The sequence below is a fragment of the Streptococcus sp. 4155 genome (genome assembly GCF_013276695.1).
Classification (GTDB): Bacteria; Bacillota; Bacilli; order Lactobacillales; family Streptococcaceae; genus Streptococcus; species Streptococcus pseudopneumoniae.
On sequence record NZ_VMLM01000015.1, the window covers coordinates 25761 to 37333 of the forward strand.

Below are 11573 nucleotides of genomic sequence, written 5' to 3' on the forward strand. Positions count from 1 at the left end.
TACCTACGGCAAGGTGAAGTTGACGCGGTTTGAAGAGTATAAAGGTGTACCGAGATGAACATCTCTTCATCAATGTCTCTGGTCGTGGAGACAAGGACGTAGCTGCGATTGCAGACTACCTAGAAGCTAAAAAATAAAAGATGGAAAAATTACAGTCCTTTCTCTCACAGAGAGCTTGTGGTTGCTGAAAACAAGCAGAGAAAACTGTAAGGTTGGGTCCATCTGAAACGAGAGAAGAAAACATCATTCTCAAGGGAGTGCCCTTTATCGCACAGCCTGTTACAGAATCTTTCTAAGACAGGAATGAGAGATAGGAGAAATCCTATAATTGAGGTGGCACCGCGAATTTCGTCCTCACGCAAGTTGTTTTGCGTGGGGATTTTTATATATTTACCGCAGATATTGCGATTAATTTTTTAAATATTTTTAATAAATAGGTCGTTATAGAATATTTACGAACGAAGTGAGTTTCTAAAAGCTGTTTCCCGCCATAGTGGTATCTTAGAGAAGCAAAGATGCTTCTCTAGGACGGAATTTTTGAGACACATGGCTCAAAAATTAGGGATGAAATTTCGGAGAAAGTTGCTCCCGTCCGCACTATTTAAGGGAAATAGAAAAAAGATAAAAAATTAAAAATAAGGAACTGAAAGGGAAATTACAATGGAACGAATCATTCATGGAGATGTCTTATCACCAATCTTAGCTTATATGCGCTTAAAGGGACAACACAAGGTTATCTTAGAGAGTATTCCGAGAGACAAGGAAACAGCTCGTTTTTCTATCTTAGCCTATAATCCTGTTTTTGAGATTAAGTTTGAAAATGGAGTTCTTTACCAAAATGGTCAAGTGATTGATCAGGATCCCTTGGATTTCCTTTATGAAGTGACTCATAAGAGCCAGCACCATTCAGAGCTCCCTTTTGGTGGTGGAGCTATTGGTTTTGTTGGTTACGATATGATTTCGCTTTATGAAGAAATTGGTCAAATCCCTCAAGATACAATTGGGACGCCAGACATGCATTTCTTTGTTTATGAGAGTTACATGGTCTTTGACCACAAGAAGGAAAAAATCCATGTCATAGAGGATGCTCTCTATAGTGAGCGCAGTCAAGAAAACTTGGAAGAAGCCTTGAACCAAGTGCTTGAGGAATTACGCATTCCTGCTCCAAATGAATTTGAAGACTTGGATCTATCTCCGTTAGACTTCAACCCCCATATTGCTCCTCAGAAGTTTGAGGAAATGGTGGAAATAGCTCGTGACTTGATTCGTAATGGCGATATGTTCCAATGTGTACTTAGTCAACGCTTCTCAGCAGAGGTGACTGGAAATCCATTTGACTTCTACAGAAATCTCCGCGTGACCAATCCATCTAATTATCTTTATTTCTATGATTTTGGGGATTATCAAATCATCGGTGCCAGTCCAGAAAGTTTGGTTTCTGTCAAAAATGGCATCGTAACAACCAATCCGATTGCAGGGACACGACCAAGAGGAGCTACGGATGAAGAAGACAAGGCTTTGGCGACAGACCTGCTTTCGGATGAGAAGGAAACAGCAGAGCATCGAATGTTAGTAGACCTGGGACGAAATGATATTGGCCGCATCTCTGAGACGGATAGTGTCCAAGTCACCAAGTATATGGAAGTGGAGCTTTTCCGTTATGTCATGCATTTGACCAGTGTGGTCAAGGGGCGTTTGCTTCCAGAACTCACTGCTATGGATGCTTTGAAAGCAACACTTCCTGCTGGAACAGTTTCTGGAGCACCAAAAATTCGAGCTATGAGACGCATCTATGAACTGGAAACGGAAAAACGGGGCGTATATGCAGGAGCAATCGGCTACTTGTCTGCGACGGGTGATATGGATTTGGCCATTGCCATCCGAACGATGATTCTCAAAAATCAAACAGCCTATGTTCAGGCTGGGGCAGGGATTGTCTACGACTCCATTGCCCAAAACGAATACCAAGAAACCATTAACAAGGCTAAATCTATGACTAGAATTGGAGAACTAAGACCATGATTTTATTGATTGACAACTATGATTCTTTTACCTATAACTTGGCCCAATACATTGGGAATTTTGCAGAAGTTCAGGTTTTGAGAAATGATGATTCCAAGCTGTATGAAGAAGCTGAAAAAGCAGATGGTCTGGTCTTTTCTCCTGGTCCTGGTTGGCCAGTTGATGCTGGAAAGATGGAAGACATGATTCGTGATTTTGCTGGCAAGAAGCCGATTCTTGGGATTTGTTTGGGCCACCAAGCCATTGCAGAAGTCTTTGGTGGTAAGTTAGGTTTGGCTCCAAAAGTCATGCATGGGAAACAGAGCCATATCAGCTTTGAAGCGCCATCTGTTTTGTATCAAGGTATTGAGGATGGCCGTGCGGTCATGCGTTATCACAGTATTTTGATTGAGGAAATGCCAGAAGACTTTGAAGTGACAGCTCGTTCGACTGATGACCAAGCCATCATGGGGATTCAACATAAAAACCTACCGATTTATGGCTTCCAGTACCATCCAGAGAGCATTGGAACGCCAGACGGCTTGTCTTCTATTCGGAATTTTATCGAGAAGGTTGTAAAGTGAGGAAACTAGGATGAAAGAGATTATTGAAAAACTAGCAAAATTTGAAAATTTATCAGGTGTGGAAATGATGGATGTCATTGAGCGTATCGTAACTGGGCGTGTAACTGAAGCGCAGATTGCTTCTCTCCTCTTAGCTCTTAAGATGAAGGGGGAAACACCTGAAGAACGCACAGCCATTGCCCAAGTCATGAGAGGACATGCCCAGCATATTCCAACTGAGATTCATGATGCCATGGACAACTGTGGTACAGGTGGGGACAAGTCTTTCAGTTTTAATATTTCCACAACTGCAGCCTTTGTCTTGGCTGGTGGCGGTATTCACATGGCCAAGCATGGTAACCGCTCGATTTCTTCTAAATCTGGCTCCGCAGATGTCCTCGAAGCCTTGGGAATCAATCTTGACCTCAAACCAGCTGAACTAGGTAAGGTCTTTGATAAAACTGGAATCGTCTTTCTCTTCGCTAAAAATATGCACCCAGCTATGAAATACATCATGCCAGCTCGTTTGGAATTGGGAATTCCAACGATTATGAATTTGACTGGTCCACTGATTCATCCAATGGCTTTAGAAACACAGCTTCTTGGAATTAGTCGTCCAGAACTCCTAGAAAGTACAGCTCAGGTTTTGAAAAATATGGGTCGCAAACGTGCCATCGTGGTTGCTGGACCAGAAGGGTTGGATGAAGCTGGCTTGAACGGAACAACCAAGATTGCACTTCTTGAAAATGGCGAAATCAGCTTGTCAAGCTTTACTCCAGAGGATTTGGGAATGGAAGGCTATGCTATGGAAGATATTCGTGGTGGGAATGCTCAGGAAAATGCAGAAATTTTGCTCAGCGTTCTGAAAAACGAAGCAAGTCCATTCTTGGAAACGACAGTCTTGAATGCTGGTCTTGGTTTCTATGCTAATGGTAAGATTGATAGCATCAAGGAAGGAGTTGCCTTGGCCCGTCAAGTGATTGCTAGAGGCAAGGCCCTTGAAAAACTCAGACTGTTACAGGAGTACCAAAAATGAGTCAGGAATTTTTAGCACGAATCTTAGAGCAGAAGGCGCGTGAGGTGGAGCAGATGAAGCTGGAGCAAATCCAGCCTCTGCGCCAGACCTATCGCTTGGCAGAATTTTTGAAGAATCATCAGGACCGCTTGCAGGTAATCGCTGAGGTCAAGAAAGCTAGCCCTAGTTTGGGAGATATCAATCTCGATGTGGATATTGTGCAACAGGCCCAGACTTATGAAGCAAATGGTGCAGTGATGATTTCTGTTTTGACAGATGAGGTTTTCTTTAAAGGTCATTTGGATTATCTAAGGGAGATTTCCAGTCAGGTAAACATTCCGACGCTCAACAAGGACTTTATCATCGATGAAAAGCAAATCATCCGCGCTCGCAATGCAGGTGCGACAGTCATCTTGCTCATTGTGGCAGCCTTGTCAGAAGAACGTCTTAAGGAACTTTATGACTACGCGACGGAACTTGGTCTGGAAGTCTTAGTGGAAACCCACAATCTAGCTGAACTAGAAGTGGCTCACAGACTTGGTGCCCAGATTATCGGGGTCAATAATCGCAATTTGACTACCTTTGAAGTCGACTTGCAGACCAGTGTAGACTTGTCCCAACACTTTAAGGAAGGACGTTATTACATTTCTGAATCTGCTATTTTCACAGGGCAGGATGCGGAACGACTAGCGCCATACTTTAACGGAATTTTAGTAGGGACAGCTCTCATGCAGGCAGAAGATGTAGCCCAGAGAACCAAGGAGTTGCAGATTGACAAAGGTTAAAATTTGTGGACTATCGACCAAAGAAGCGGTGGAAACAGCCGTTTCAGCAGGAGCCGATTATATCGGTTTTGTCTTTGCACCTAGTAAAAGACAGGTGACTTTAGAAGAGGCAGCTGTGCTGGCAAAGCTTATTCCTGCGGATGTGAAAAAGGTTGGTGTATTTGTTTCACCAAGTCGGGCAGAACTGCTAGAAGCGATTGACAAAGTTGGCTTGGACTTGGTTCAAGTTCACGGTCAGGTGGCAGATGATTTATTTGAGAATTTGCCTTGTGCCAGTATTCAGGCTGTGCAGGTAGATGGAAATGGGCATGTCCCCAATTCTCAGGCAGATTATCTACTCTTTGATGCCCCTGTGGCAGGAAGTGGCCAGACCTTTGACTGGGCTCAACTGGATACGACTGGATTAACTCAGTCTTTCTTTATCGCAGGTGGGCTTAATGAAGACAATGTAGTAAAAGCAATTCAACACTTTACTCCCTATGCAGTAGATGTATCAAGCGGAGTGGAGACAGATGGACAAAAAGATCATGAAAAGATTAGAAGATTTATAGAGAGGGTAAAGCATGGCATATCAGGAACCAAATAAAGATGGATTTTACGGAAAATTCGGCGGACGTTTTGTCCCAGAAATATTGATGACAGCAGTTTTGGAGTTGGAGAAGGCCTACCGTGAAAGTCAGGCAGACCCAAGTTTCCAAGAGGAATTAAACCAGCTTTTGCGCCAGTACGTAGGACGTGAAACTCCTCTTTATTACGCAAAAAACTTGACCCAGCATATTGGCGGAGCCAAGATTTATCTCAAACGGGAAGACCTTAACCATACAGGAGCCCACAAGATTAACAATGCCTTAGGACAAGTTTGGCTTGCCAAACGCATGGGTAAAAAGAAAATTATCGCAGAAACGGGTGCTGGTCAGCACGGTGTGGCAACTGCAACTGCTGCAGCCCTCTTTAACATGGAATGTACCATCTACATGGGTGAGGAAGATGTCAAACGCCAAGCCCTCAATGTCTTCCGTATGGAGCTTTTGGGAGCTAAGGTCGAGGCCGTGACAGATGGTTCGCGCGTGCTCAAGGATGCGGTCAATGCAGCCCTTCGTTCATGGGTGGCTAATATCGACGATACCCACTATATCCTTGGTTCTGCCTTGGGGCCTCATCCATTTCCAGAAATCGTTCGTGACTTCCAAAGTGTCATCGGTCGAGAGGCTAAACAACAGTACCGTGACTTGACAGGTCGAGATCTGCCAGATGCCCTAGTAGCCTGTGTTGGTGGTGGGTCGAATGCTATCGGGCTCTTCCATCCCTTTGTAGAAGATGAGTCAGTAGCTATGTATGGAACTGAAGCAGCAGGGTTTGGTGTGGATACAGAGCACCACGCTGCTACCTTGACCAAGGGTCGTCCGGGTGTTCTTCACGGTTCTCTCATGGATGTGCTCCAAGATGCCCATGGTCAAATTCTTGAAGCCTTCTCTATCTCAGCAGGTTTGGACTATCCTGGTATCGGTCCAGAGCATTCTCACTACCACGATATCAAACGTGCCAGCTATGTCCCTGTGACAGACGAAGAAGCTTTGGAAGGATTTCAACTCTTGTCTCGTGTGGAAGGGATTATCCCAGCCTTGGAATCTAGCCATGCTATCGCCTTTGCGGTGAAATTGGCCAAAGAACTTGGACCAGAAAAGTCTATGATTGTCTGCCTATCAGGTCGTGGGGACAAGGATGTGGTTCAAGTCAAGGACCGCTTGGAAGCAGATGCAGCAAAGAAGGGAGAAGCTCATGCCTAAGACACTAACAGAAAAATTGAATGCTATAAAAGCAACTGGAAAAGGAATTTTTGTTCCCTATATCATGGCTGGTGACCACGAGAAAGGTTTGGACGGTCTTGCTGAAACAATTCACTTTTTAGAAGATTTGGGTGTCTCTGCTATTGAAGTGGGTATTCCCTTTTCAGACCCTGTTGCAGATGGACCTGTTATCGAAGAAGCTGGCTTGCGCAGTTTAGCCCACGGGACCTCTACCCAGGCTTTAGTTGAAACCTTGAAAACCATTGAAACAGAGATTCCACTGGTCATCATGACCTACTTCAACCCCCTCTTTCAGTACGGTGTGGAGAACTTTGTCAAAGATCTGGCTGATACAGCTGTGAAGGGCTTGATTATCCCAGACTTGCCTCATGAACATGCCAACTTTGTAGAACCATTTTTGGCAGATACAGATATCGCCTTGATTCCTTTAGTAAGCTTGACCACAGGAATTGAGCGCCAGAAAGAGTTGATTGAAGGCGCGGAGGGATTCGTCTATGCCGTTGCCATCAATGGGGTGACAGGGAAATCAGGCAATTACCGTGCAGATTTGGACAAGCACTTGGCGCAACTTCATCAAGTGGCCGACATCCCAGTCTTGACAGGTTTTGGCGTATCTAGTCAAGCCGATGTAGAACGCTTCAATGCAGTGTCAGATGGCGTTATCGTCGGTTCAAAAATCGTAAAAGCTCTCCACCAAGGAGAGCCGATTCAGGACTTTATCAAACAAGCAGTAGCTTACCAAAAATAATCACACAAGCAGCGAGTAAGAGGAAAGGCACGAAAGGAAGTCTTTCCTTTTTCTTTTGCAGGAGAAAAGCTGGTTTTAGATATCATTTGCTAAATTACTCTAATATATAACTTTAAGAAAAAGCTAATTATTGTAGTAATTTCTTTAAGAAAATGATATAATTCATTAAAAAGTATTCGGAGGAGGAAGAATTATGTTGAATCAGGATCTCTTTGATTCGCTTGAGGCACAAAAAATTGTAGATACTTTGATGAAAGGGCAAAAAGATTATGTAGATGAACGTCTAGAAAAAAGAGAGACAATGAAAGTGTCGAATGGTTATGCATGGACGCGACCTAATCATATTGATAATGCATTTGCATCAGCAGATTTGTTTGAGTATAAATTACAATTAGCAGGACAGACTTGGGGATATTTAGAATTTGAAACAAATACAGAAAAATATGGGAAAGTATTGTTAATTATAAAGGGTAAGAAGCGACTTACGAGCCAATTTCCTTTGGTACAAAAAAATAAGAGTGGCTACTTATTTGAATATGCTCGGATGAATACACTTTATCTTAATCAACATTCTTCCTACAAAAATGATGAAGATAGTCATTCTTTTCCAATTCAGATGGAGTTAGTTTCTGATGAAATGATTCAAGAAATTGAACAAGCTACCAAAAATTCGAATATCGAAAAATTTATGATTTTAACTTATGAGGCGGACTCAGAAAACAATATTATATCTGTAGATGTTGTTATGCCTGATGCACGAACTGGTCAGTTACACTTGATTCAGGATTTGTCTGAGTATATTCAATCAAGTTCGTACCATTTCGAAGAAGCTAAATATCAAAATATTCCTAATTTTTCAGAATTATCGGAAACAGAAGATTTTGAAATTATTCCAAGAATAGAAAAACAAGAAGGTCAAAAGTAGTAAGGAGTATGTAAATGTTTAATGGTCGGGTATTGAAAGAATTACGGCTGTTAAATGGTTTAAGTAGAGCAGAATTGGCTCAGAGAATTAATTTAACGGAACAAGCCATTTGGCAGTTTGAGTCCAACGAAACGAAACCTAAATTATCAACCAAAATGCATTTGGCCAACCAATTTCATGTTGATTTAACTTATTTTGAACAGGAAGAAGAGAGCATTCGATTTGATTCTTCTGTAATTGCCTTTAGAAATGCAGATCTAGCAACACGGAAAACAATAGATATTCAAACTATGTATTTACATAAGGTAGATAGTTTGATTGATTATTTTGAAAGTTTTGTAATTATACCTAATATTACAATTCATGACCTAAGTAATGTAGTGAGTGAATCTTATCATAAGGAAGAATCTATTGAGGAATTGGCTCTTTATGCCAGGGAAAAATTAGGTATTTCAAAAGATAATCATGATTTGCTTTATAAATTAGAACGTTCAGGCATCTATATCGTGGAACGATTAATTAATGGTCAAGCTGATGCTTATAGCGCATGGTCAAAATTGGGAAGACCTTATATTGTGTTGGGGACGAATAAATCATCTGTACGTCGAAATTTTGACTTAGCTCATGAGCTAGGACATATTCTTTTACACAAATGTAAAGATATGAATGAAGATGGCGATCGTTTGGAGCAAGAAGCAAATTATTTTGCATCATGTTTTTTATTGCCAAAAGAAGAGTTTTTAGTCAAATTTGAAGAGAAGGTTGGCAAGCGTGTCAGCAATCCTGATAGTTATATTTTATTGAAGTCGGATTTGAATGTTTCGATACAGGCTTTAGAGTATCGAGCTTTTAAGTTAGGATTATTGACTCCAAAGCAACATTCTTACTTTTATCGTCAAATTGCGCAAAAAGGTTACAAAATGATTGAACCTTTGGATGATCAAATTTTTGTAAAAAAACCAAGCAAAGTAAAGAGTATCCTGGACGTCGTTTTGAGTAATCATCTAGTCAGTCTAGCGACTATAATGTCTAAACAAAGTATTCGTTTACAGTTTATAAGCGAAATATTTTCAGTCGAAATGAAATTTTTTGATCAGTATCAAGAAGATAAAAGAACAGATCGATTTGATAACATCATTCCTTTGTACAAAAGAAATAATTTATAATTCAACTGTGAAATAATTTCATGAAGGACATATGGCAGAAATTGGACTTTATCAAACAAGCAGTAGCTTACCAAAAATAATCACACAAGCAGCAAGCAAGAGGAAAGGCACAAAAGGAAGTCTTTCCTTTTTCTTTTGCAGGAGAAAGGCTAGAATCCCCGCCGCAGAAGCAAACTGAATCAAGATGAGTAATTCTGTCGCACTAAAGACGAGAGCGCAAGAAGCCAAAAAGAGAAAATCCCCTGCGCCCATGCGGATATCGATAAAATGAGCTAAAATTCCAAGGACAAGGAAGAAGACCATGACTAGATTCCAGCCAGAGCAGGACATTAGAAGCAGATGAAAGACAATCCAGACCAGTAAGGGATATTCCTGATGGCGAAAGTCGTAGATGCCCAAGGTCAAACCAGCGGTGATTAGGACGACTTGCTCCAAGGAAAGCAATTCCCAAGACCAAGCCAGAAAGATGACACCTAAGCCTAGTTCCAAAAGGGCATACCAGACAGGATAAGGAGTCTTGCAGTAGCGACAGCGAAAGTGATTGAAAACCTGCGACAGGATTGGAATCAAATCTAAGGGACGCAAGGGAGTATGACAGGAATCGCAGTGACTAGCAGGTTGGATAATGGATTGCTCTGGAAAACGGTCAATGACCAAACCAAGAAAGGAAGCGAGAATGCTCCCGACAAGAAAAAAATAAAAATCAATCATACTTATCTATTCGTAAAAAATGGGAGAAGTAGTATAATGGAGAAACATAGATAAGATGGGGAGGAAAAGATGACAATTCGTTTTGAAGAAAAGGTGAGCCCAGAAAACGCTCAGCTCGTATGCCAATGGTCCAACTCCCTTGGCAAATCCTTTCAAGAACAATGGATGGGACCAATGATTTCTTTTCCCTTGACAATTCAAGTCTTGCAAGATTTGGAAGGAATCTTTTCAATCTTTGATGGACAAGAGTTTGTCGGGCTAATCCAGAAAATCAGACTAGAAGACAGTAATCTTCATATTGGAAGATTTTTTATCAACCCCCAGAAACAGGGACAAGGCTTAGGTAGCCAGGCTTTCAGGAAATTTGTTAGTTTGGCCTTTGAAAATGGAGACATAGATAGTATTTCTCTAAATGTCTTCGAAGCAAATCAAACAGCTTACAATCTTTACCAAAAAGAAGGATTTGAAATCGTTCAAATGGTTGAAGCACCCGTACGAAAATACATCATGAAAAAGGGGAGATAGGAAGCAAACAAAGGCTTTTCCTGTTTTATGTAGATGTCTATACATGAATATTGAAGGGGGTATCAAAAGTCGATTGGAGTGATTTTATCCATGATGGTAAAAATGATCTGGAGAAAAATGATTGAGAAATAGTTGCTTAAAAAGCGTTTGCATGATACTATATATTGAAAGGAGGTGATAAGATGGTAGAACAAAGAAAATCAATTACCATGAAAGATGTTGCTTTAGAAGCAGGAGTTAGTGTTGGAACAGTTTCACGTGTGATTAATAAAGAAAAAGGCATTAAAGAAGTAACCTTGAAAAAAGTGGAGCAAGCGATTAAAACTTTGAATTACATTCCAGATTACTACGCTAGAGGAATGAAAAAAAATCGAACAGAAACGATTGCAATCATTGTACCAAGTATCTGGCATCCCTTCTTTTCAGAATTTGCTATGCATGTGGAAAATGAAGTCTATAAGAGGAATAATAAATTACTCTTATGTTCTATAAATGGTACAAATCGAGAGCAAGACTATCTGGAGATGTTGCGTCATAATAAAGTTGATGGAGTGGTTGCTATTACCTATAGTCCAATTGAACATTACCTGTCGTCAGGAATTCCATTTGTCAGTATTGACCGTACATACTCAGATATTGCCATTCCTTGTGTTTCATCAGATAATGATGCAGGTGGAAGAGAAGCAGCTAAACAATTAATTAGTAAAGGATGTCAGCATTTAGCCTTTGTGGGCGGACATAATACAACCATTAATGAAACCAAACGTCGTAGAATTTCCTTTGAAAAGTATGTCCAAGAGCATAAAATACCTCTTAGTATTTTTGATTTGGATGAGACAGTTACTGACTATCATGGAAAGCTAGAGAGTTTCTTGGAAGACAATCATTCTATAGATGGAATTTTTACAATTAACGACTTTGCAGCTTTAGATGTTATTGATATACTAGAAAAAAATGGTAAACGTATTCCTCATGATGTCCAAATTATTGGATACGATGGAATTAAAATGGCTGGAGATAGAGATTATCTACTTTCAACTATTGAACAACCATTGGAAGAAATGGCAAAAGAAGCGGTTCGGATTTTGTTTGATATTATTGATGGAAAGACTGTTAATTTGCAGACAATCCTACCAGTGAAATTTGTTGAAGGAAAAACAACAAAAAATGAAAATAAGTCTTGACAGAAAACGCTAACAATGTTAGAATGAATTCAGATAAAAAAAGATTTATTTTTTTAAAACAAAAATGAAACGTTTCAAAAACAAAATAAATAGACAGCGCCAAGCGCTATCTTTTCCAAGCAAAAATGAAACGTTTCAAAAA

12 protein-coding genes, 1 pseudogene and 1 other annotated feature are annotated in these 11573 nt (G+C 40.6%); of the genes and pseudogenes, 11 read left to right on the forward strand and 2 right to left on the reverse strand.

The features are described from left to right. Positions 1 to 133 precede the first annotated feature (133 nt). Positions 134 to 359: a binding site (T-box leader), on the forward strand. 301 nt (positions 360 to 660) lie between these two features. Genes trpE through trpA form a run of 7 tightly spaced genes read left to right on the forward strand, consistent with a single transcriptional unit; the run spans position 661 to position 6920 of the window. Further along, on the forward strand, positions 661 to 2022 hold the full coding sequence (gene trpE, locus HT715_RS02005) for an anthranilate synthase component I (protein WP_172922808.1): 1362 nt from the start codon (positions 661 to 663) through the stop codon (positions 2020 to 2022). Then, complete coding sequence (locus HT715_RS02010) at positions 2019 to 2585, forward strand: aminodeoxychorismate/anthranilate synthase component II (protein ID WP_000601923.1); 567 nt, start codon at positions 2019 to 2021, stop codon at positions 2583 to 2585. The genes trpE and HT715_RS02010 overlap by 4 nt, the downstream gene beginning before the upstream one ends. Before the next feature lie 10 nt (positions 2586 to 2595). Then, positions 2596 to 3600, forward strand: coding sequence for an anthranilate phosphoribosyltransferase (gene trpD, locus HT715_RS02015; RefSeq protein WP_050207425.1), 1005 nt, complete (start codon positions 2596 to 2598; stop codon positions 3598 to 3600). Continuing rightward, positions 3597 to 4364, forward strand: coding sequence for an indole-3-glycerol phosphate synthase TrpC (trpC, locus tag HT715_RS02020; RefSeq protein ID WP_000076540.1), 768 nt, complete (start codon positions 3597 to 3599; stop codon positions 4362 to 4364). Before trpD ends, trpC begins: the two co-directional genes overlap by 4 nt. After that, on the forward strand, positions 4351 to 4950 hold the full coding sequence (locus HT715_RS02025; RefSeq protein WP_000169908.1) for a phosphoribosylanthranilate isomerase: 600 nt from the start codon (positions 4351 to 4353) through the stop codon (positions 4948 to 4950). The genes trpC and HT715_RS02025 overlap by 14 nt, the downstream gene beginning before the upstream one ends. After that, positions 4928 to 6151 (forward strand): tryptophan synthase subunit beta, encoded by a 1224-nt coding sequence (gene trpB / locus HT715_RS02030; RefSeq protein WP_172922809.1) that lies wholly within the window; start codon positions 4928 to 4930, stop codon positions 6149 to 6151. The genes HT715_RS02025 and trpB overlap by 23 nt, the downstream gene beginning before the upstream one ends. After that, positions 6144 to 6920: a tryptophan synthase subunit alpha gene (gene trpA / locus HT715_RS02035; RefSeq protein ID WP_138707440.1), complete on the forward strand. Its 777-nt coding sequence runs from the start codon at positions 6144 to 6146 to the stop codon at positions 6918 to 6920. Before trpB ends, trpA begins: the two co-directional genes overlap by 8 nt. On the opposite strand, the pseudogene HT715_RS02040 reads toward trpA, so the two are convergent. Further along, positions 6892 to 6990, reverse strand: a pseudogene (locus HT715_RS02040) (prepilin peptidase); the annotation flags it as partial. The gene trpA and the pseudogene HT715_RS02040 overlap by 29 nt on opposite strands. A 123-nt stretch (positions 6991 to 7113) precedes the next feature. Here HT715_RS02040 and HT715_RS02045 point away from each other — a divergent pair. Next, positions 7114 to 7845 carry a hypothetical protein gene (locus HT715_RS02045; protein ID WP_023940758.1) on the forward strand — a complete coding sequence of 244 codons (732 nt, stop codon included), beginning with the start codon at positions 7114 to 7116 and terminating at the stop codon, positions 7843 to 7845. Positions 7846 to 7859: 14 nt separating this feature from the next. Continuing rightward, the gene (locus tag HT715_RS02050; RefSeq protein WP_023932622.1) at positions 7860 to 9011 is read left to right on the forward strand and encodes an XRE family transcriptional regulator; all 1152 of its coding nucleotides are present in this window, start codon (positions 7860 to 7862) and stop codon (positions 9009 to 9011) included. A 51-nt stretch (positions 9012 to 9062) separates the two neighbouring features. Here HT715_RS02050 and HT715_RS02055 read toward each other — a convergent pair whose 3' ends face one another. After that, positions 9063 to 9722, reverse strand: a complete 660-nt coding sequence (locus HT715_RS02055; RefSeq protein ID WP_101514768.1) for an A24 family peptidase — start codon at positions 9720 to 9722, stop codon at positions 9063 to 9065. 69 nt (positions 9723 to 9791) lie between these two features. On the opposite strand from HT715_RS02055, the gene HT715_RS02060 reads away from it, so the two are divergent. Both HT715_RS02060 and HT715_RS02065 read left to right on the forward strand, forming a co-directional pair. After that, complete coding sequence (locus HT715_RS02060; RefSeq protein WP_050975800.1) at positions 9792 to 10247, forward strand: GNAT family N-acetyltransferase; 456 nt, start codon at positions 9792 to 9794, stop codon at positions 10245 to 10247. A gap of 182 nt (positions 10248 to 10429) precedes the next feature. Beyond that, positions 10430 to 11431 (forward strand): LacI family DNA-binding transcriptional regulator, encoded by a 1002-nt coding sequence (locus HT715_RS02065; protein WP_050207426.1) that lies wholly within the window; start codon positions 10430 to 10432, stop codon positions 11429 to 11431. Positions 11432 to 11573: the final 142 nt, after the last annotated feature.

Excerpts from the sequence above, each read along its gene's own strand:
- trpE (WP_172922808.1), top strand. The coding sequence starts at position 661 with ATGGAACGAATCATTCATGGAGATGTCTTATCACCAATCTTAGCTTAT.
- HT715_RS02010 (WP_000601923.1), top strand. The coding sequence starts at position 2,019 with ATGATTTTATTGATTGACAACTATGATTCTTTTACCTATAACTTGGCC.
- trpD (WP_050207425.1), top strand. The coding sequence starts at position 2,596 with ATGAAAGAGATTATTGAAAAACTAGCAAAATTTGAAAATTTATCAGGT.
- trpC (WP_000076540.1), top strand. The coding sequence starts at position 3,597 with ATGAGTCAGGAATTTTTAGCACGAATCTTAGAGCAGAAGGCGCGTGAG.
- trpB (WP_172922809.1), top strand. The coding sequence starts at position 4,928 with ATGGCATATCAGGAACCAAATAAAGATGGATTTTACGGAAAATTCGGC.
- trpA (WP_138707440.1), top strand. The coding sequence starts at position 6,144 with ATGCCTAAGACACTAACAGAAAAATTGAATGCTATAAAAGCAACTGGA.
- HT715_RS02045 (WP_023940758.1), top strand. The coding sequence starts at position 7,114 with ATGTTGAATCAGGATCTCTTTGATTCGCTTGAGGCACAAAAAATTGTA.
- HT715_RS02050 (WP_023932622.1), top strand. The coding sequence starts at position 7,860 with ATGTTTAATGGTCGGGTATTGAAAGAATTACGGCTGTTAAATGGTTTA.
- HT715_RS02055 (WP_101514768.1), bottom strand. The coding sequence starts at position 9,722 with ATGATTGATTTTTATTTTTTTCTTGTCGGGAGCATTCTCGCTTCCTTT.
- HT715_RS02060 (WP_050975800.1), top strand. The coding sequence starts at position 9,792 with ATGACAATTCGTTTTGAAGAAAAGGTGAGCCCAGAAAACGCTCAGCTC.
- HT715_RS02065 (WP_050207426.1), top strand. The coding sequence starts at position 10,430 with ATGGTAGAACAAAGAAAATCAATTACCATGAAAGATGTTGCTTTAGAA.